20 protein-coding genes and 2 tRNA genes are annotated in these 18,205 nt (G+C 58.1%); 11 read left to right on the top strand and 11 right to left on the bottom strand.

Translation table 11 applies throughout. The features are described 5' to 3' along the window. Window positions 1-385 precede the first annotated feature (385 nt). Window positions 386-976, bottom strand: coding sequence for a cell wall hydrolase (locus tag U5J94_RS00465; protein WP_322563681.1), 591 nt, complete (start codon window positions 974-976; stop codon window positions 386-388). 183 nt (window positions 977-1,159) lie between these two features. Here U5J94_RS00465 and U5J94_RS00460 point away from each other — a divergent pair, with 183 nt between their 5' ends. Continuing rightward, on the top strand, window positions 1,160-2,167 hold the full coding sequence (locus U5J94_RS00460) for a DUF2235 domain-containing protein (RefSeq protein WP_322563680.1): 1,008 nt from the start codon (window positions 1,160-1,162) through the stop codon (window positions 2,165-2,167). A 215-nt stretch (window positions 2,168-2,382) separates the two neighbouring features. Here U5J94_RS00460 and cmoB read toward each other — a convergent pair whose 3' ends face one another. From cmoB to U5J94_RS00440, 4 genes are read right to left on the bottom strand one after another with little or no spacing between them, the layout of a single operon-like run. Further along, window positions 2,383-3,357: a tRNA 5-methoxyuridine(34)/uridine 5-oxyacetic acid(34) synthase CmoB gene (gene cmoB / locus U5J94_RS00455; RefSeq protein WP_322563679.1), complete on the bottom strand. Its 975-nt coding sequence runs from the start codon at window positions 3,355-3,357 to the stop codon at window positions 2,383-2,385. Continuing rightward, the gene (cmoA, locus tag U5J94_RS00450) at window positions 3,354-4,118 is read right to left on the bottom strand and encodes a carboxy-S-adenosyl-L-methionine synthase CmoA (RefSeq protein WP_322563678.1); all 765 of its coding nucleotides are present in this window, start codon (window positions 4,116-4,118) and stop codon (window positions 3,354-3,356) included. The genes cmoB and cmoA overlap by 4 nt, the downstream gene beginning before the upstream one ends. A gap of 6 nt (window positions 4,119-4,124) precedes the next feature. Next, entirely contained in the window at window positions 4,125-4,919 is a 795-nt protein-coding gene (locus U5J94_RS00445) for an undecaprenyl-diphosphate phosphatase (RefSeq protein ID WP_322563677.1), read from the bottom strand. A 12-nt stretch (window positions 4,920-4,931) separates the two neighbouring features. Beyond that, window positions 4,932-6,179, bottom strand: coding sequence for a class I SAM-dependent methyltransferase (locus U5J94_RS00440; protein WP_322563676.1), 1,248 nt, complete (start codon window positions 6,177-6,179; stop codon window positions 4,932-4,934). A 56-nt stretch (window positions 6,180-6,235) separates the two neighbouring features. Here U5J94_RS00440 and U5J94_RS00435 point away from each other — a divergent pair, with 56 nt between their 5' ends. After that, entirely contained in the window at window positions 6,236-6,970 is a 735-nt protein-coding gene (locus U5J94_RS00435) for a pteridine reductase (protein ID WP_322563675.1), read from the top strand. A 205-nt stretch (window positions 6,971-7,175) separates the two neighbouring features. On the opposite strand, the gene folK is transcribed toward U5J94_RS00435, so the two are convergent. Together folK and folB are read right to left on the bottom strand one after the other, a co-directional pair. Further along, window positions 7,176-7,667, bottom strand: coding sequence for a 2-amino-4-hydroxy-6-hydroxymethyldihydropteridine diphosphokinase (gene folK, locus U5J94_RS00430; protein ID WP_322563674.1), 492 nt, complete (start codon window positions 7,665-7,667; stop codon window positions 7,176-7,178). A gap of 1 nt (window position 7,668) precedes the next feature. Continuing rightward, window positions 7,669-8,025 carry a dihydroneopterin aldolase gene (folB, locus tag U5J94_RS00425; RefSeq protein WP_322563673.1) on the bottom strand — a complete coding sequence of 119 codons (357 nt, stop codon included), beginning with the start codon at window positions 8,023-8,025 and terminating at the stop codon, window positions 7,669-7,671. A gap of 94 nt (window positions 8,026-8,119) precedes the next feature. Here folB and plsY point away from each other — a divergent pair, with 94 nt between their 5' ends. Further along, window positions 8,120-8,716 carry a glycerol-3-phosphate 1-O-acyltransferase PlsY gene (gene plsY, locus U5J94_RS00420; protein ID WP_322563672.1) on the top strand — a complete coding sequence of 199 codons (597 nt, stop codon included), beginning with the start codon at window positions 8,120-8,122 and terminating at the stop codon, window positions 8,714-8,716. Window positions 8,717-8,914: 198 nt separating this feature from the next. Here plsY and U5J94_RS00415 read toward each other — a convergent pair whose 3' ends face one another. Together U5J94_RS00415 and thiS are read right to left on the bottom strand one after the other, a co-directional pair. Continuing rightward, window positions 8,915-9,709 carry a thiazole synthase gene (locus tag U5J94_RS00415; protein WP_322563671.1) on the bottom strand — a complete coding sequence of 265 codons (795 nt, stop codon included), beginning with the start codon at window positions 9,707-9,709 and terminating at the stop codon, window positions 8,915-8,917. Between the two features lie 63 nt (window positions 9,710-9,772). Beyond that, on the bottom strand, window positions 9,773-9,973 hold the full coding sequence (gene thiS, locus U5J94_RS00410; RefSeq protein WP_322563670.1) for a sulfur carrier protein ThiS: 201 nt from the start codon (window positions 9,971-9,973) through the stop codon (window positions 9,773-9,775). Between the two features lie 402 nt (window positions 9,974-10,375). Between thiS and U5J94_RS00405 the strand changes: the two genes are divergently transcribed. From U5J94_RS00405 to U5J94_RS00375, 7 genes are all read left to right on the top strand, one after another. Beyond that, window positions 10,376-10,449 (top strand) — tRNA-Gly (locus tag U5J94_RS00405). Between the two features lie 213 nt (window positions 10,450-10,662). Next, on the top strand, window positions 10,663-12,930 hold the full coding sequence (locus tag U5J94_RS00400; protein ID WP_322563669.1) for an AsmA family protein: 2,268 nt from the start codon (window positions 10,663-10,665) through the stop codon (window positions 12,928-12,930). Window positions 12,931-12,949: 19 nt separating this feature from the next. Beyond that, window positions 12,950-13,489, top strand: a complete 540-nt coding sequence (locus U5J94_RS00395; protein WP_322563668.1) for an SRPBCC family protein — start codon at window positions 12,950-12,952, stop codon at window positions 13,487-13,489. Continuing rightward, complete coding sequence (gene mutY / locus U5J94_RS00390) at window positions 13,479-14,561, top strand: A/G-specific adenine glycosylase (RefSeq protein WP_322563667.1); 1,083 nt, start codon at window positions 13,479-13,481, stop codon at window positions 14,559-14,561. The genes U5J94_RS00395 and mutY overlap by 11 nt, the downstream gene beginning before the upstream one ends. Window positions 14,562-14,584: 23 nt before the next feature. Further along, the gene (locus U5J94_RS00385) at window positions 14,585-14,857 is read left to right on the top strand and encodes an oxidative damage protection protein (protein ID WP_322563666.1); all 273 of its coding nucleotides are present in this window, start codon (window positions 14,585-14,587) and stop codon (window positions 14,855-14,857) included. Window positions 14,858-15,041: 184 nt separating this feature from the next. Further along, window positions 15,042-15,117 (top strand) — tRNA-Phe (locus tag U5J94_RS00380). A 189-nt stretch (window positions 15,118-15,306) separates the two neighbouring features. After that, a complete protein-coding gene (locus U5J94_RS00375) occupies window positions 15,307-15,510 on the top strand; it encodes a hypothetical protein (protein ID WP_322563665.1) in 204 nt (67 codons plus the stop codon). On the opposite strand, the gene cysQ is transcribed toward U5J94_RS00375, so the two are convergent. Both cysQ and U5J94_RS00365 read right to left on the bottom strand, forming a co-directional pair. After that, window positions 15,504-16,307, bottom strand: a complete 804-nt coding sequence (gene cysQ, locus U5J94_RS00370) for a 3'(2'),5'-bisphosphate nucleotidase CysQ (RefSeq protein WP_322563664.1) — start codon at window positions 16,305-16,307, stop codon at window positions 15,504-15,506. The genes U5J94_RS00375 and cysQ overlap by 7 nt on opposite strands. A gap of 159 nt (window positions 16,308-16,466) precedes the next feature. Further along, the gene (locus tag U5J94_RS00365; RefSeq protein WP_322563663.1) at window positions 16,467-17,162 is read right to left on the bottom strand and encodes a hypothetical protein; all 696 of its coding nucleotides are present in this window, start codon (window positions 17,160-17,162) and stop codon (window positions 16,467-16,469) included. Between the two features lie 96 nt (window positions 17,163-17,258). On the opposite strand from U5J94_RS00365, the gene yrfG reads away from it, so the two are divergent. Next, on the top strand, window positions 17,259-17,912 hold the full coding sequence (gene yrfG / locus U5J94_RS00360) for a GMP/IMP nucleotidase (protein ID WP_322563662.1): 654 nt from the start codon (window positions 17,259-17,261) through the stop codon (window positions 17,910-17,912). Window positions 17,913-18,205: the final 293 nt, after the last annotated feature.

Genomic DNA, 18,205 nt, shown 5'->3' with positions numbered 1-18,205 from the left:
CATAAAAATATAGACTTATAAATATAATGACTTTGTAGTATAACCCGTTAAAAACCCGGCGTGCTGGTGCATATAAATACAGAATGTTGGGGAAATAGCGCCTGATTTTCAACCAAACGCCTTTGGAAAACTGCGTGGAGCAATGCCCGGAACGGACTGGAATGCGATAAGACGGATGCCCTGCCCAGGTGCGTTTAAAAGCCATTCGAAAAGATACTGAGTTACAGCTGGTCGAAATCCCGGAACATCGCTGATGCACTGCAAAAGCTGGAGACGAAACAGGCCGATGACGCGGTTACGAACAGATACATGGTGCGCAGGCCTGGCGGTGAGAACAGTCTTTTGATAGCTCAGGGAAGATGTATCTCGATAGCCAGTCAAAAAACTACTTGTAAAAGATATGCCATCCGATGCTGGCGACTTTCGTCTTGGTGCGCGCCCAGCTGGGCTGAATATACGAAGCATGATAGAACAATGCGTCTTCCACCTGCGGCTCATTGCGACGGTAATAGACATCCTCGGCGATCTTGCGCGCACTCTTGTAAGCCGGGTCCCTGGCATCCGCCTTGAGTTCCAGTTCGGTCCATGAGAAGGCCCCGACATGGCGCTTGCGTATCCTGTCCCAGCGCTGTTCGTGGACGACTTTGCATACCGTATTCGGAAAATGGCGCGAGGCCACCCGGTTCAGGGTGACTTCCGCCACCGCGTATTGGCCGGCTGCCGATTCCCCGCGTGCTTCGTGGTAAATGTTCTGCGTCAGGCAACGCAGATCGCGACTGATCTGCTTGCTGTCCTGCGCGTGGCTGATCAGCCCGTAAATACTCAGCGGCACCGCCAGCAGGACAGCGAGCAGGACACTCATGAAAGTCAGCCGGGACTTGTCTCGTGTGTACCACCACGACTGCAAACCCAGCCGCCAGCCATACCAGGTGGACGGCCGGGTCAGTTCACGCAGTTTTTCCAATACACGATACATAATGTGAGTATAGCTGTCAGCGCTCCACAAAGAGTCAGGCGACTGGCCAAAATGTGCCGCAGGCCACATCCCGGCCGTCAGTCACGCATCCTTCGGCTTTACCCGCGGGCGACGCAGAGTGCTTGATTTGATCCCGCACCGGGAGTAAATTTTTACACTTTATAATAATAAGGGAACTCACGGATGGGCAAAACACTCTTTATCTGCACCGACGGCACCTGGAACACTGCCGATCAAAAAGACGACGGGGTCATCTCCCCCAGTAACGTGGCCAAAATGGCGCGCATTATCCTCAGCACCCCGAAACAGCTTACCTGGTATGACGAAGGGGTCGGTACGCGCAACTGGCTGGACAAACTCACCGGTGGCGCCTTCGGCCACGGCCTGTTCGAGAACATCCAGGAGGCCTATCGTTTCGTGGTGGAACACTACCAGCCCGGCGACAGGCTGGTGTTGTTCGGTTTCAGTCGCGGGGCCTATACCGCCCGCAGCCTGGCGGGACTGATTGGTAAATTCGGCGTGTTGCGCAAAAAATATATCAGCAAGATCGAACAGACTTATGAAATGTATCGCAACCATGATACCGACCTGGAAAAAATTGAAGCCTACCGCGAACGCTACAGTCATGTTGACCGGGATGTGCATTTTCTCGGCGTCTGGGACACGGTCGGTGCGCTGGGGGTTCCATTGAAATCGCTCAACTGGACCACCTCATGGCTGTATAAATTCCACGACACAAAACTCTCGCCGCATGTGAAACACGCCTTTCATGCTGTGGCCGTCGATGAGAAACGCCGCACCTTCACCCCGACCCTGTGGCTGGCCGATAACCTGTGCGAGGATCAGGTCGTTGAGCAGCGCTGGTTCGCCGGCGTGCACTCGAACATCGGCGGCAGCTATAAGGAAAAAGGATTATCGGACATCACCCTGCGCTGGATGCTGGACAGGCTTAAGGAAGTATTACCGGAGGTGCAACTGGATGAAGTCTACATTGCGAGGACCGTTCTGCCCGACTACACAGATACGCTACGTGAGTCCCGCAGTTGTCTCTATATCAGTTCCTGGATCAGGCCCCATATACGCGACACCCGGCGTGCACATATCTGCAATCAGGTCATCGATGACTCGGTATACCAGAGAATAGATTGTGATCAGTGTGATTACCAGCCGAAGAATATTGTACGGAACTGACATTCTCGGCTGGCCCTGCCTCGTGTTGAGTTAAAGCAACAATGGTCTCGCAGAGACGTTTATGCCCGTTGTTTGGGTGCAAAACCGCAAAATTTCTTTCTGGATCTCTCCGGCGTTGAGAGAGTCACGCAGTTTGGACAAGCACAGCATTTATACGTAGGTCAGGTTGCGCGTAGCGCTACCTGACATTCTCGTTATTGGTCAGACGAGTCTGTTCAGTCTTTCTGCGCAATGATTATTGCCCGCCTGGGGGCGGGATAGCCTTCGATTGACTTGCGGTGATCGTCGGGGTCGAGAAAATCGGCCAGGGACTGGAAGGTCATCCAGTCGGTGGCGCGCTGTTCGTCGGTGGAGGTAGTCGTGACATCAACCGTGCGGATGTTGGTGAAACGGCAACGTCGCAACCAGCGTTCGAGCATCAACACCGAGGGCAAAAACCAGACGTTACCCATGCGGGCATAGCGATCTTCCGGGAACAGACAGGTATGCTCGTCGCCTTCCACCACCAGCGTCTCCAGCACCAGCTCACCACCCGGAGCCAGACAGTCACGCAATTGCAGCAGATGATCCAGGGGCGAGCGACGGTGGTACAGCACGCCCATGGAGAAGACAGTATCGAAGGCCTCCAGTTTTTCCGGCACATCGTCGATGCCCAGCGGCAGCACATACACGCCCTGCTCGCCGGCATAACGGTGCATGACTTCATACTGCAGGGTAAATAACGGGGTGGGATCGACACCGATGACCAGCTCGGCACCGGCACCTTTCATGCGCCAGCAGTGATAGCCATTGCCGCAGCCGACATCCAGTACCGTGCGCCCGGCCAGTGGTGAGATGTGATCTTTTAATCGATCCCATTTCCAGTCGGAGTGCCATTCGGTATCGATATGGATCCCGAACAGCTCGAACGGGCCCTTGCGCCAGGGGTGCAGTTGTTTTAACTGCCGCGTTAATGTCTCACGTTGTTTGTCGTCCAGTTCGCCGCCGTCGCCGATGCGCACCGCGCCCCGACTGAAATCACAACTGACCGGTGGCGCCTCCGGCATCGCCGCCACCGCGGCCTGCCATTTTGGCAGATCGCCATAGCGTTTGGGATCCAGTCTTTTTTCGATCTGCCCCGACAACTGTTGCGCCCAGCCGGCCAGCGGGGTATTCGCCATGCGTTGATACAGGCCGGAATAGTCGATCATTTCACCGCCAGCAGGGAAGCAAAGTTAAAACATTGAAACCATTGATGGACCTCTTTAAAACCGGCCTGTTGCAAGCGTTCACGATGGGTTTCAAAACTATCGGGAACCAGTACTTTTTCCAACGCGGTGCGCTTCTGACTGATCTCCAGTTCGCTGTAGCCGTTGGCTTTTTTAAAGGCCAGGTGCATGTCGCTCTGAAACTGCTGCTCATTGTCGTTATCAAATGCGAGCTTTTCCGATAACACCAGCGCACCACCGGGCAACAATCCGGCATAGATCTGATCCAGCAGAGCCTGGCGCTCGGCCTGTGGAATAAACTGCAGGGTAAAGTTGAGCACCACCAGCGAGGCCTGTTCTACCTTGATATCGCGAATATCAGCGCAGATCACATCCACTTCAACCCCAGAGTCCTTAATCCCAGAGTCCTTAATCCCAGAGTCGTCCTGTGCCAGGAACTGGCGACAGCGTTCGGTCATGGCTGTGGAGTTGTCCACCGCGATAATCCGGCAACTGTCATGCGCAATCCGCTGACGCATGGAGAGTGTCGCCGCGCCCAGTGAACTGCCAAAATCATAGATCCGGCTGTCGGGCTTTGCATAACGCTCCGCCAGCAGGCCCAGCAGGGAAATGACCGTCTCATAGCCGGGAACCGAGCGACGGATCATATCCGGAAACACGCCCGCCACCTTCTCGTCGAAGGCAAAGTCCACAATCATCGGTTGTGGCGAGGCATAAATCTTGTCGCGGGGTTTATCGCTCATGGTCGCTTACATAAATACGTATAACAGACCGGCGCCCAGTAACAACCGGTAGATGACAAACGGCAGCATGCCGATGCGATCCAGCAGTTTCAAAAACCAGTGAATGCACAGATAGGCAGTGATACCCGATAATACTGTGCCCAGTACGATTGGCGCCCATTCAATCCCGCCCTGTTGAATCAGCTTCAGACTCTCGTAGCCCCCGGCCATCAATATGGCCGGGATGGACAACAAAAAGGAGAACCGCGCTGCGGCCGTGCGGGTCAGCCCCATCAACAGACCGGCAGTCATGGTGATCCCCGAGCGGGAAGTGCCGGGGATCAATGCCACGGCCTGCGCAAGACCGATGAAAACGATATCCTTCCAGCCGAGGCGGTGTTCATCGCGTACCTGCCGGCCCATCACATCGGCCAGCCACAGCAATAATCCGAAACCAATCGTCGCCCAGGCAATGACCAGCGGCGAGCGCAATGTGGTATCCACCAGGTCGTGCAACAGCAGGCCGAAGACCGCCACCGGAATACTGCCCAGGATCACCGCCCAGGCCAGGCGGCTATCACCGGTCTGTTGGCGCTGCACGCAGGAACTCCCCCAGTCGCGTGCCATGGTGATCACTTCGCTGCGAAAATACCAGACCACCGCCGAGAGCGTCCCCACATGCACGGCCACGTCGAATGCCAGGCCCTGATCGGGCCAATCGCTCAGTTGCGGTACCAGAATCAGGTGCGCCGAGCTGGAAATGGGCAGAAACTCGGTCAATCCCTGGAGCACGGCCAGGATGATGATCTGAATCAAAAGCATGTCGGGTTCTCGTTATAATTGGTGGCGTAAATCACGCCCGCTGAAACCTTTCGGTAATACCGTACTGCCCTTGTTGAGCAGCATCACCTTGAAGATCTCGCCCATCTCCTGGGGCAGGGTCAAACGCTTGACCTCGCCGGCACGTTGCAAATAGTCGGCTTCATCACCGCCGTGCTGTTCGAGCCGCTGCATCAGGCCGGCATCCAGCAAAAAATGCGCCTGGGTGGTATAACCGGCCACGCCAAATCCGGCCGCCAGGGCGCTGTCCGCCACACAAGTAAAATCCACGTGCGCGGTGATATCCTGCAATCCCGGATAGACAAACGGATCATCATGGGCACGATGGCGATAGTGGCACATGAGCGTGCCGCGCTGACGCTGGGGATGATAATACTCGTGGCGCGGATAACCGTAATCGATCAACAACACGATGCCCTGCTGCATCTGTTCACCAAGCGATTCAATCCACTGCGCCGCATCAAGATTGATTTCGCTCAGATAATCATCGGGTAACGGCTGCGGCTGTTCGATCGCCGCCAGGTGTTGTTGCAACTGTTCATTGACAAGCAGTTGCTCGCCGCTGACAAAGCCATCCTGCTCAAACCCGACAGTCTGCTCGTACCACTGGCCCTCGCGCTTGTGAACCCGATGCACAGGCATCGCGTCCAGCAACTCGTTGGCCAGCACCACACCGTTAAAATCTGTCGGCCAGTTTTGCAGCCACTGCACCCGGGATAACAATTCGGGACAGTGTTGTTCGAGCTGTTGCCGCTGGCGTTCGCGCAGATCGGCGCTCAGCTCCAGTATATAATAGTGTCGCGGCAGACAATCCTTTGCCTGCCAGTCCTGTAACAACCGCGCGGCCAGTATGCCGCTGCCGGCCCCCGCTTCCAGCAGATCCCAGTCAGGCCGGCTCTTTAATACAGGCGACAGGGCTTCGGCGAGACATTCAGCAAATAAAGACGAAATTTCCGGCGCGGTGACAAAATCGCCGGCGGCGCCGAACTTGCTGCTGCCGGCGGCGTAGTAACCGAGTCCCGGCGTATACAGGGCCGCCTGCATATAGTCATGGAAGGGGATCGCGCCGCCGGCAGTGGTTACGATCCGTTCACGGATCGCCTCGATCAGGTTCAGGCTGTGTTGCTGCGCTGCCGCATCGGGCTCGGGCCAGTCGGCCAGATCCACCTGACTCTGGCGCAAGCGCCGGGGAAAGCGTTCGATCGGCGCGCCGCGCCCGGAATGGGGATCCGCTGTATTCATCGACTGATTACGTTTAAAGTGTACGGCTGGTGGCGAAAACCGAAGGATAACACAGCATGTCTGAACACAAGGTGGTTTTGATTACCGGCGCGGCCCACCGGATCGGCGCCACAACCGCACGCCTGCTGCACGAGCAGGGCATGAACATCGTGCTGCATTATCGCCACTCACGCGAGGCGGCGGAAAACCTGCAACTGGAACTGGAACACCAGCGCGCCGATTCGGTGGTGCTGGTGCAGGCCGATTTGCATCACACCCACGAGCTGCGGCAACTGGCCAAACAGGCCGCGCAGGTCTGGGGACGACTCGATGTATTGATCAACAACGCCTCGACCTTTTATTCCACCCCCGTCGAATCGGCCAGTGTTGCGCAGTGGGATGACCTGATGGGCACCAACGTCAAGGCGCCGTTTTTCCTGAGCCAGGCGGCGGCCCCGTATCTGCAAGAACAGCAAGGCTGCATCGTCAACATCGTCGACATCCACGCCGAACGGCCGTTGCGCAACTTTCCCATCTACAGCATGGCCAAGGCCGCACTGGGCATGATGACCAAGGCCCTGGCCGCCGAACTCGGCCCCGAGATCCGCGTCAACGGCGTCGCCCCCGGCGCCATTCTCTGGCCGGAAAACCTGGAAGACGCAGATAAGGAAAAAATTATCTCACGCACCTTCCTCAAACGCCGCGGCAGCCCGGATGACATTGCCAAAGCGATTCTGTATCTGATCCGTGACGCCGGCTACATGACCGGCCAGATCCTCGCCGTCGACGGCGGGCGGTCGCTGAATTCATAAAAAAAGGCTTCACCACCAAGACACAAAGACACCAAGAAGATCACAAATAATTTTATTATGAAGATGTTGGCTTAGTGTTCAGTCATCAATTTAACCGGGTCACATTACATATGATTATGTCCCGCGGCTGGAGATAATTTCCTCCCCTGGCCAGATTGAATTATTTATTACTTCGTGTCTTGGTGTCTTGGTGGTTAATCTCTTTTTATTTCCATTCAAAAGGAATCGGCCAGAGAGACTGGCTGGCCTTGTCGAACTGTTGCCACAGTTCCGACATGGTGTTCTGTATTTGGGGATGTTTGAGATCCGGGGCGATCTCGGCCAGGGGTTGCAGGACGAAGGCGTTGTGGGTGATCTCTTCGCGCGGCAGGTCGATGCCCTGGTCCTGCAAATCCAGGTCGTCGTAGAGCAGCAGATCCAGGTCCAGGGTTCTGGATGAAAAACGCGGGCCGGTGCGTTTGCGGCCAAACCGGTTTTCGATATCGTGCAGGGTATCAAGGACCTGTTGTACGGGCTGCTGCGTTTTCAATCCGACGACCAGGTTGAGAAAGTTGTCGCCCTCGAAGCCGACCGAGGCGCTTTCGTAGACACGGGAGAGGATCAGTTCACCGTACTGTTCTCTCAGTGCATGGATGGCGCCGCGAATATTGTGTTCCGCGTCGATATTGCTGCCAATGCTGATATAGATCTGCGCCATATCAGGCCTGCGTGCCGCGCTCGATGATCACGCCCACGTCCCGTGCGCCACGCACCGCGCCCTGCTTGTTGAGCCGGATCCGCACCCAGGGCACGTCGAATTCGCCCAGAATGATCTCGGCGACTTTTTCCGCCAGGGTTTCCACCAGCTGGTATTCACTCTCTTCTACAAATCCGATGATGCGCTTGGCCACCGCCTTGTAGTTCAGGGTATCGTCGATGTGGTCGCTGGCGGCGGCCTGACGGATGTCGGCACCCATTTCCAGATCCAGCACCACGGTCTGCTTGATGCGCCGCTCCCAGTCATAGATACCGATGACGGTATCGATGCGCAGATCGTTGAGGTAGATAATATCCATACTCGTACAACTTTGCCTGATCAACTGGCGCACAACTATACACGGCTTGCGCCAATCCCTCTATAATCCGGCCTCCAGTGGGGAGGATTTATCCATGGCGATCATCGATTACAGTCTGATAGCGGGCGCTTATCTGCTCGGCTCGCTCTCATCCGCCATCATTGTCTGCAAGCTGGCGGGGCTGCCCGATCCGCGCGGCACGGGCTCCGGCAACCCTGGCGCCACCAACGTGCTGCGCCTGGGCAGCAAGAAGGCCGCCGCCATTACTTTGCTCGGCGATATGCTCAAGGGCTTGCTGCCGGTACTGCTGGCGATCACGCTGCAGGTCAGTCCGCTGGTGCTGGGGCTGGTCGGCTTCGCGGCCTTTGTCGGCCATCTGTATCCGGTGTTTTTCCGGTTCAAAGGCGGCAAGGGCGTGGCGACGCTGCTGGGCGTCCTGTTCGGGTTTGGCTTCTGGGTTGGTCTGGCGACGGCCGCCACCTGGCTGTTTATTGCCAAGGGCTTGAAGATCTCCTCCCTGTCGGCGCTGGTCGCCATGGCACTGGCGCCGGTTTATACGTGGTTGATACTCGGCCCGGTATGGGAGCTGGTGATTGCCAGCGCCGCCATGGCCGTGCTTTCCTTCTGGCGCCATCGCAGCAATATTGCCCGGCTGTTAAAAGGTGAAGAGAGCCTGATCGGAAAAAGCTGACCTGGATCATACAGTGGCACGCGGCAACCAGACGGAACGATATCCAATTTCTCACCAATTCTTAAAGGCGGTTCCAGGTCATTGCGAGCACCCTTGAGGGCATAAACTTCGCGCGGCAATCTGGCGAAGACAAATCAATCGGCTAAAGATTGCTTCGTCACTTTGTTCCTCGCAATGACCCTTTAACTCAAAGGCTGCCTAGAAAAAGGTCCCATCCAGCGGCGATGAGGCACTGGCGTACTGCTTGCGCGGCATGCGCCCGGCCAGGTAAGCCTCGCGGCCGGCCTCGATCGCCTTTTTCATGGCCGAGGCCATCAGTACCGGATACTGCGCGCCGGCGATAGCGGTGTTCATCAACACCCCGTCGCAACCCAGCTCCATGGCCACCGCCGCATCGGACGCGGTGCCGACCCCGGCATCCACCAGCACCGGCACGCTCAACTCATCGATGATAAAGCGGATGTTATAGGGATTGCGGATCCCCAGCCCCGAACCGATGGGCGCGGCCAGCGGCATCACCGCCACGCAACCCATGGCTTCCAGCTCTTTGGCGATAATCAGATCGTCGGTGGTGTAGACCATCACCTTGAAGCCGTCCTTGATCAGGGTCTCGGCCGCCTTGAGGGTTTGCTGCACATCGGGGAACAGGGTCTTCTCGTCGCCCAGCACTTCCAGCTTGACCAGATCGTGGCCGTCCAGCAGCTCGCGGGCCAGGCGACAGGTGCGCACCGCATCCTCAGCGGTATAGCAGCCGGCGGTGTTGGGCAGGATGGTGTATTTGTCCGTCGGGATGGCCTCGAGCAGGTTGGGCTCGTCCGGATTCTGGCCGATGTTGCTGCGGCGAACCGCCACGGTGACGATCTCCGCGCCGGAGGCCTCGGTGGCCAGGCGGGTTTCTTCCAGATCCCTGTACTTGCCGCTGCCGACCAGCAGGCGGGAGTGGTATTCCCTGCCGGCAATGGTCAACGGGGTATCTTGTTTACTGCTGCTCATAATCCTTCCTGAAAATCGGGCGGGTGAAAAAAAAGATTATACCCTCTCGGGCAGCGAGACAGGTCAACCGCCACCCACGGCATGGACGATTTCCACCCGGTCACCGTCGGTAAAGGTATGCTCGCCATAGCGGCTGCGCGGCAGGATCTCCAGATTCACCTCCATGGCGATACGCCGCCCGCCCAGGCCCATCTGCTCGACCAGCGCCGCCGCCGTCAGACCTGACTCGATCTGTTTCTGCTCGCCATTAACAATGATCTGCATAATCCTGCCGCCAAACGCCACGTAAAAATAAGGGAAACCCGGCCGCCGCCACGGTAAAGAGCGGTATCTTACCAGTTGCGGGCATACTTCGTCAGGATCAAGGGAGCCCGATTCAAAAAGCGCAAGGGGCGCGTACCCGGCGCTGTTCGAAGGACTCATGGGAGATCCTTGCCACGGCGACTGCCCTGCCTCTGACCATCGCGCTTGTAAAGCGCTCCCACAAAGACAAATCTGAAACAGCAAGCACCCGGACCCGAATTTCCCTGGCACCTGGTACCTCGCCTCTGCTCGACGCAGGTGTCTGGTTACCAGGGGCAAAGACCTGAACCTGCCCGGGGCTGGTTTTCCTCGTCCCTAGTACCTAGTACCTCGCCCCTGCTCGCGCTAGAATAGCGCGAGCCTGCGGGTGTAGTTCAATGGTAGAACCGGAGCTTCCCAAGCTTCTAATGTGGGTTCGATTCCCATCACCCGCTCCACTTTCAGGCGACCTCGCTCTGCCCGCCGGTGCATCGAACATAACCCGGTCAGCGCGTGCGACTCGCCGAATCAGACCCGGGGTCGAGGATCTCCCTGTCTGTATCCGACACCCTTAATCCCGTTTTCGGCACCAACCAACAGACAGCGGTTTACCCCTGTAATACACTCTTACTTTAATACGTTAGCCCGTTCGGATGGTGACAGGACAACCCATGAAATCGATTTTAAAAATCTTTTTGATCACATTGGCAGCTCTGGTGTTACTGGTGCTGGCCAGTATTGCAGTGGTCACCCTGGTGATCGATCCCAACGACTACAAGGCACAGATCATCGACACGGTCGAGGCGCAGACCGGCCGTGAGCTGAGCATCCCGGGTGACATTCGCTGGAGTTTCTTTCCCTGGCTGGGCGTGGAACTGGGTGAGACCCGACTGGGCAATGCGCCCGGCTTCGAACCCGACACCTTTGCCGCGGTGGAACAGGTCGAGATGCGGGTCCGACTGTGGCCATTGCTGTTCGCCGAGCTGGAAGTCGGCCAGATTATCCTGGGCGGGCTGGATGTGACGTTGCAACGTAATGCCGCCGGTGTCAGCAACTGGGATGATCTGCTGCACCCGGCGCCGGTGGAGCAAGCACCTGACGCGGCGCCGGATACCGGTGGTCCCTCGCCGTTGTCGGCACTGGCCGTGGCGGGAGTGGAAATACGCCAGGCACGAGTGGTCTGGGACGATCAATCCACCGGGCAATACGTCGAAGTGGCGCCCCTGAATCTGACGCTCGGGCGCATCGCATTGGCCACTCCCATCCCGGTCAGTGCAGACTTTCGTCTGCAAAGCCGCGCGCCGCAGGTCGATGCCAGGGGCCGCCTCTCGGTGCAGATCACCGCGCACCTGGAACAACAGCAGTTGCTGGCCGAGAAGCTGCAATTTCACACTGACATGAAGAGCACCCTGATCCCCGGCAATCAGGCCGAGATCAGGCTGAACGGGCCGCGGATTCATCTGGATCTGGCCCGGCAAACGGCCACCGCCGAGGCCTTCTCTCTCGAGACATTCGACTTGCAATTGCAAACGGACATCGAGGCCAGTCAGATTCTGCAAGCACCCAGGTATAAAGTCAGTGTGGCACTGGAACCGTTCTCCCCCAAAATGCTGCTGAAAAAGCTGCAGATCGAACTGCCACCGATGGCCGACGAGCAGGCACTGCAAACGGCGCAACTGAATGCGACAATCGACGGCGATCTCCAACAGATCCGTATCCCGGAGCTGTTTGTACAGTTCGATGAAAGCGAGCTGAGCGGTGAACTGGCGATCAGCAATTTCAGCCGCCCCGCGATCACCTATGCGCTGACACTCAATCAAATCGACGTAGACCGTTACCTGCCGCCGCCGGCCGACGCCAGCGAGGCTGCCCCATCTGCCGACACGTCAGCCTCCGACAGCAAGACCGTGCCCGCCACGCCGGCCACCGCGGCGGCCGCCACCACGGAGTTGATCCCGGTGGAAATCATTCGCCCGCTGGATATCGGCGGCACACTGCGCATCGATCGGCTCAAGGCCATGAACCTGCGTTCCCACGAGATCCGGATCACCACAAGGGCCCGGGACGGTCGGGTTCGACTGCACCCACTGGGGGCACAACTGTACGAGGGCAATTACAGCGGCGATATCACCCTGGATGTCCGCGGCGACACCCCGCGCCTGACACTGAATGAAACCCTGGCCGGTGTGCAGATCGGCCCCCTGCTCAAGGATTTGTGGGGCGACGACAAACTGCGTGGCCGCACCGACCTGTCACTCGATCTGACCGCGCGGGGTAACGATCCCGATGCCATTCGCAAGACCCTGAGCGGCAACAGCCGGTTTGCTGTCCAGGAGGCCGAGGTGAAAGACATCGACATGGCGCAACTGCAAAACGTGGTCAACGAGATCGACAACGACATCAAAGCTGTCACCAACGCCGCCAACCTGGTGGAAGCCAAAACCCGCCTGGACAACATCAAACAGCAGTTCGCTGGCATCAAGAATCCGCAGGCGGACAACGCCAGTTACTTTTCCGAGGTGACCGGTACGGTGCAAATCAAAAACGGCCTGGCGCGCAACAAGGATCTGCGGGCACGCCTGCCCTTCGGTCGCATCCGCGGCGAAGGCAGTTTCGATCTGGTACGCCTGTACAGTGACTACACCGCCTTTATCAAGCTGACCTCCAAAGGTGAAGTGGCAGAAGGCGAGAGCTATGAGCAGATGGACAAGACGCCGTTCAAGATTCACTTCAAGGGTCCGCTCGACAGCCTGACGCCACAACCGGACTTCAGCGATTACCTGCGCGCCGAGAGCCGCAAGGTGCTGGACAAGATGGAAGCCGAAGCCAGGGCCAAAGTGAAAAAGAAAGCCGACGAAAAAATCGAACAGGAAAAAGAGGAGATTGAAAAGAAGCTGGAGGAGAAGGCTGGCGACGCACTCAAGAAACTGTTCAAGTAAGCCTGCCTGCCGCTGGTTCGTGACGCTGCTGGCGGCCTGCCTGTGTCCCGCCGCCCTGCACGCCGGGGAAGTGCTGCACTCACAGGTGCGCCGCGACGGCGATCATTTTCTGATTCACCTGCAAATGCAAATTGACGTCCCGACCGACGAGGTTTACCGACAACTTACCGACTATGATCAGTTGCACCGCTTGAGCGATGTGATCGTCAGCAGCCGGGTGATCGACACCCGGGACCACCGGCAGCGCGTGGAGGTGATCAGCGAAGGCTGTGTGCTGGTGTTCTGCCGCCGGGTCACCCAGGTACAGATCGCCACTACCCTGGGCCAGGGCTATATCCGCCTGATCGACGATCCCCAACAGAGCGATTTTCACTCGGGGCGCACCCTGTGGCATATTGCGCCGGCCGAGCGTGGCACCCATGTCACCCTCAGCGCCGATTTGCAGCCGCGCTTCTGGGTGCCGCCGCTGATCGGCACGGCCATCTTCAAACACAAACTGCTCAGCGAGAGCACTACTTTGATCAACAACCTGGAACAATCCGCCCCCGATGCCCCCTGAAAGCCAAACCGCGCAGCAACCCGCCCGCTTCGACCAGCGTCTGCTTAACTGGTTCGATCAGTCCGGTCGCCACGATCTCCCCTGGCAGCAGGAGCGCTCTGCGTACCGGGTCTGGATTTCGGAGATCATGCTGCAGCAGACCCAGGTGGCCACGGTGATCCCCTATTTCGAGCGCTTCATGGCCCGCTTCCCCGACATCCGCGCACTGGCCGATGCCGAACTGGACGCGGTGCTGCATCTGTGGACCGGGCTGGGTTACTACGCCCGGGCGCGTAACCTGCACAAGGCCGCACAACAGATCCGGGATCAGCATGGCAGCGATTTTCCTGACGACTTCGAGCAGGTGCTGGCCCTGCCCGGCATCGGCCGTTCCACCGCCGGGGCGATTCTGGCCCAGGCCCGGGATCAACGCTTTGCCATCCTCGACGGCAATGCCAAACGGGTTCTGGCGCGCTACCACGCCGTCGACGGCTGGCCGGGCGATAAGGCGGTGGAGCGCCGCCTCTGGGAGCTGGCCGAGGCCGCCACCCCGACACAGCGGGTCCGAGACTATACCCAGGCGATCATGGACCTGGGCGCCACCGTCTGCCGGCGCCGTCAGCCCGACTGCCCCGCCTGCCCGCTGGCCGAGGATTGCCAGGCCCGCCGGCAGGGCAATCCCCACGATTATCCCGGCCGCAAGCCGCGCAAGGCCCTGCCGGTGCGCCAGACCACCATGCTGATCCTGCAAAACCCCGCCGGCGAAGTGTTGCTGGAACAGCGCCCGCCAGCGGGCATCTGGGGCGGGCTGTGGAGCTTTCCCGAGTGCCCGCCGGACACCCCGCCACAGCAGTGGTGCGCCAGCCAGCTCGGCCTGGAGGCGGATGAGCTGACCCCGCAGGCCCCGTTGCGTCACACCTTCAGCCACTTTCATCTCGACATCCAGCCGCTGTGCGGCACGATTCGGGGGGACCCCACGCGGATGATGGAACCGAGTAAAAGAGTCTGGTATAACACACGCCGGCCTGACGCGCGGGGGCTGCCCGCCCCGGTCAAGGCCCTGTTGCAACAGCTGGCAACCGAATCCGACTAATTGTCCAAGCGAAGGAGACTTTCATGGCCCGTATGGTGCACTGCGCAAAACTCGACAAAGAAGCCGAAGGGCTCGACATGCCCCCCTATCCGGGCGAACTGGGCAAGCGTATTTTCGAGAATGTCTCCAAGGAAGCCTGGCAGATGTGGATCCAGCATCAGACCATGCTGATCAACGAATACCGCCTCAGCCCCATGGATCCCGAGCACCGTAAAATGCTGGAAGCGCAAATGGAACAGTTCCTCTTCGGTGAAGGCGCCGACACCCCCGAAGGCTACGTCCCGCCCTCCGCCTGATTCGACTTGACGCCGGGGTCGCTTTTCACGTTAAATACGCGACTCTTGCCCGTACGTACGTAAGGGCCAAGGGCCGAGTAACGAGGGACGAGGCACGGCAATAGCGTTCTTCCCCGAACCCGAACTGTGGCACAACCCGGTTTTTACTCGTTACTCGTCCCTCGTAACTCGTCACTGATATATAGGCCGGGTAGCTCAGTCGGTAGAGCAGGGGATTGAAAATCCCCGTGTCGGCAGTTCGATTCTGTCCCCGGCCACCATCTTTTCCAGTAACTAGGAGCTAGGTACTAGTGACTAGACACTGCATCACGGGCCCTTTCATCCGATACGTCTTGCCGGTAATTCTGATACCTGTGGCCGGACCAGTACCACGCATCTATAACGCTCGTGCCTACGCAGCGCACCGAAATCAATTTTCATACGAATGAAACCAGAGCCCGTTCAGGCCCATGACCATCGATGACCCCAAGCTCAGCCAGTATCTCGATCACCTGTGCAATCAGGGATGTACGGCGGTGCGCGAGGTAATTGAACAGATGGAAGCCGGTGACGATGTACCCGAACTGGCCAGTTTAAGTCCGTCCGAACAAGAGTATTTGTTAGCGGAACTCAAAGCCATCATGGCAGTGTACGACACCCGCGATTATCACTGAAGGTATTCGGCCCAGTTGATCGACTGATCGCCGAAGACCAGGAAGTGGGGGTTTAGCAGCTCTTCTTTGGTGTTGTAACGCAGCGGCTGCATCCGGGTATCGGTCATGCAGCCGCCAGCCTCCTCCACAATACACTGCGCCGCCGCGGTGTCCCATTCCGAAGTCGGCCCGAGACGGGCATACAGATCGGCCGTCCCCTCGGCCACCAGGCAGGATTTGAGCGCGCTGCCCATGCTGATAATTTCATAATTGTCGAGCTGGGCGATGAAGTTCTTGAACTCGGGCGTCTGGTGCGAACGGCTGCCGGCGATGATCATCTTGTCAGGGCAATGTTCCCTTACCCGGATGCGTTGCGGCTCATCCAGGCCGCTGCGCTTGTAGGCGCCCAGTCCGTGGGCGGCGTAATAGAGACTGCCGATCACCGGTGCATACACCACGCCGAGGATCGGCTCGTGGTCGTCGATCAGCGCAATATTCACGGTAAACTCGCCGTTGCGCTTGATGAACTCGCGGGTCCCGTCCAGCGGGTCCACCAGCCAGTAAGTCGGCCAGCTGGCCCGTTCGGCAAAGCTCATCGGCTTTGACTCCTCGGAGAGAATCGGCAACTGCGGGGTCAACGCTCTCAGGCCGGCTTCGACCGCCTCATGGGCCGCCATATCAGCTTCGGTCAGCGGCGTGCTGTCGTGCTTCTGCTCGACCGAGAAACCCAGATCGTAGATCACCATGATTCGCCGGCCGGCTTCATAGGCGATCCGTTTCACCGGATCGATGAGGGTTTTCAGTTGCTGGTGACTCATGGGTGCACGATACACCTGGGTGGCCGAATGCAGGCGCGTATTGTGCCAGTATTCCCCGGACAACTCCACGCACCCATTGCCGCGCAACAGCGTCCGATACTTGACAAACTCGCCACCCTGCCGGCCTGTTAGGCAGCCACAAAGTGCACCGCGATCGATTCAGTTAACCGCCGCCCGGAACATCAATTCGGTATTCAGACGTCCTTCGAACCAGGCATTGACATTGATACCCTCGGAGCGTTCATCGACCTCGAACCCACGCTGTTGTTGGGGTGATACCGAAACCAGTTGCAGACCGGTACCGCTATAGTCGATATCCATGCTGACCCGCATGGGGTAATAGCCATCCAGAAACTTGCGCATGAACGGACCGTTTTGCATGGTAAACCGCCCCCCGTCGCGACTTTCCAGCGCCCGGGTCCAGGCGGAGACACACAGCTGCGCCCCGGCCTGCACATCGCGCAACTGGACGCTATTTCCCTCCACCCAGCTTTCACTGATATTTTCGGCGCGGGTAATCGTCAGATCCCGAATGCGTCCCTTTTTGAACAGGACCTGGACCCGACTGAACTCATCCATGTTGTCATGGCACTGTTGCAACCGGACCCATCCGGTCGCCAGGCTCAATTCGCTGATCACCAGCTTGTTGTGGTGATGGTGCACCGGCTTGCCGGGGGGCTGGGGAAGAAAAACCAGACTACCTTCATTGACATTCGCCGCCGACTGACCCGGCGGATGGGGATCATCGCTCTCAAACCAGCGCTCCAGCTCCTCCTGGGACAGCTCCTGACTCGCTACCGAGCCACCGGCCAGTAACAGCAGACCGGCCAGAAGAATTTTGCCGTAGCTATTCATAAAGACCGCCTCCAACATGCTGCCCTATGCGATAAGCCTAGATCAAAATTGCACAATCCGGTACGTTAGCCGCCACAAATCCGACCCCGATAGCCGATGCTTGACTGGAATAATATTGACACTGTTTTGCTGGATATGGACGGCACCCTGCTGGACCTGAATTTTGACACCTATTTCTGGACCGAGCATGTGCCGCGCCGCTATGCCCAGCAGCACGCCATGGAACTGGACGCCGCCAAGCAGGCGCTCTACCCGGTTTTTCGTCGTATCGAGGGTACGCTCAACTGGTACTGTGTCGATTACTGGAGTGAGACCCTGGGAATGGACATCGCCGCCCTCAAGACGGAGATCGATCACCTGATCGCCATCCATCCCTATGTGACGGAATTTCTCGACCAGCTGCTACTGCATGGCAAAACCCGTGTTCTGGTCACCAATGCCCATCCAAAAAGTATGGAACTCAAGTTCGAACGCACCGCCCTGCACAATCATATCGAGCACGTTGTTTGCTCTCACGAGTTCGGCATTCCCAAGGAGGAGCAGGACTTCTGGCATCGGCTGCACGCACGGCTGCCATACGACAACGCCCGCACCCTGCTCATCGACGACAGCCTGCCGGTACTGCGCTCGGCCCGTGAATACGGGATTGGTCATCTACTGGCGGTAAAACACCCGGACAGCCAGCTTCCCCCCAAGGATGTGGAAGAGTTCGACGCGGTGCGCTGCTTCAGTGAAATCATGCCCGGGTAACAGCGATGCGCCCTTTCTCTGTTGCCCTGGAAATTAACGCAGAGAACGCGGAGGCGTTTATGCCCGTTGTTTGGATGCAGAGAACGCAAAGTTAAATTATTTATCCAGAAATCTGCTCAGGAAGCACTCCTGCGATACATCCCACGACTTTGGCAGCAGTTGATTTCATCAAATTACTTCTCTGCACCCAAACAACGGGTATAAACGTTCTTGGCGTCTTTGCACCCACACAACGGGCATAAACGTCCTTTGCGTTACTTCCAGAAACCCGGAGAAGAGTCGGATTGCCGGAC

The organism is Thiohalophilus sp., assembly GCF_034522235.1.
Taxonomy (GTDB): domain Bacteria; phylum Pseudomonadota; class Gammaproteobacteria; order UBA6429; family Thiohalophilaceae; genus Thiohalophilus.
This window is presented reverse-complemented; position numbering and strand designations above follow the sequence as displayed.

Bases quoted from the DNA above. Each gene is read 5' to 3' on its own strand.
- U5J94_RS00415 (WP_322563671.1), bottom strand. From the start codon at position 9,709: ATGAGCAGCAGTAAACAAGATACCCCGTTGACCATTGCCGGCAGGGAA.
- U5J94_RS00365 (WP_322563663.1), bottom strand. From the start codon at position 17,162: ATGAATAGCTACGGCAAAATTCTTCTGGCCGGTCTGCTGTTACTGGCC.
- U5J94_RS00435 (WP_322563675.1), top strand. From the start codon at position 6,236: ATGTCTGAACACAAGGTGGTTTTGATTACCGGCGCGGCCCACCGGATC.
- U5J94_RS00465 (WP_322563681.1), bottom strand. From the start codon at position 976: ATGTATCGTGTATTGGAAAAACTGCGTGAACTGACCCGGCCGTCCACC.
- plsY (WP_322563672.1), top strand. From the start codon at position 8,120: ATGGCGATCATCGATTACAGTCTGATAGCGGGCGCTTATCTGCTCGGC.
- folK (WP_322563674.1), bottom strand. From the start codon at position 7,667: ATGGCGCAGATCTATATCAGCATTGGCAGCAATATCGACGCGGAACAC.
- mutY (WP_322563667.1), top strand. From the start codon at position 13,479: ATGCCCCCTGAAAGCCAAACCGCGCAGCAACCCGCCCGCTTCGACCAG.
- cmoB (WP_322563679.1), bottom strand. From the start codon at position 3,357: ATGATCGACTATTCCGGCCTGTATCAACGCATGGCGAATACCCCGCTG.
- U5J94_RS00400 (WP_322563669.1), top strand. From the start codon at position 10,663: ATGAAATCGATTTTAAAAATCTTTTTGATCACATTGGCAGCTCTGGTG.
- cmoA (WP_322563678.1), bottom strand. From the start codon at position 4,118: ATGAGCGATAAACCCCGCGACAAGATTTATGCCTCGCCACAACCGATG.
- U5J94_RS00460 (WP_322563680.1), top strand. From the start codon at position 1,160: ATGGGCAAAACACTCTTTATCTGCACCGACGGCACCTGGAACACTGCC.
- folB (WP_322563673.1), bottom strand. From the start codon at position 8,025: ATGGATATTATCTACCTCAACGATCTGCGCATCGATACCGTCATCGGT.
- U5J94_RS00385 (WP_322563666.1), top strand. From the start codon at position 14,585: ATGGCCCGTATGGTGCACTGCGCAAAACTCGACAAAGAAGCCGAAGGG.
- yrfG (WP_322563662.1), top strand. From the start codon at position 17,259: ATGCTTGACTGGAATAATATTGACACTGTTTTGCTGGATATGGACGGC.
- U5J94_RS00440 (WP_322563676.1), bottom strand. From the start codon at position 6,179: ATGAATACAGCGGATCCCCATTCCGGGCGCGGCGCGCCGATCGAACGC.
- thiS (WP_322563670.1), bottom strand. From the start codon at position 9,973: ATGCAGATCATTGTTAATGGCGAGCAGAAACAGATCGAGTCAGGTCTG.
- cysQ (WP_322563664.1), bottom strand. From the start codon at position 16,307: ATGAGTCACCAGCAACTGAAAACCCTCATCGATCCGGTGAAACGGATC.
- U5J94_RS00445 (WP_322563677.1), bottom strand. From the start codon at position 4,919: ATGCTTTTGATTCAGATCATCATCCTGGCCGTGCTCCAGGGATTGACC.
- U5J94_RS00375 (WP_322563665.1), top strand. From the start codon at position 15,307: ATGACCATCGATGACCCCAAGCTCAGCCAGTATCTCGATCACCTGTGC.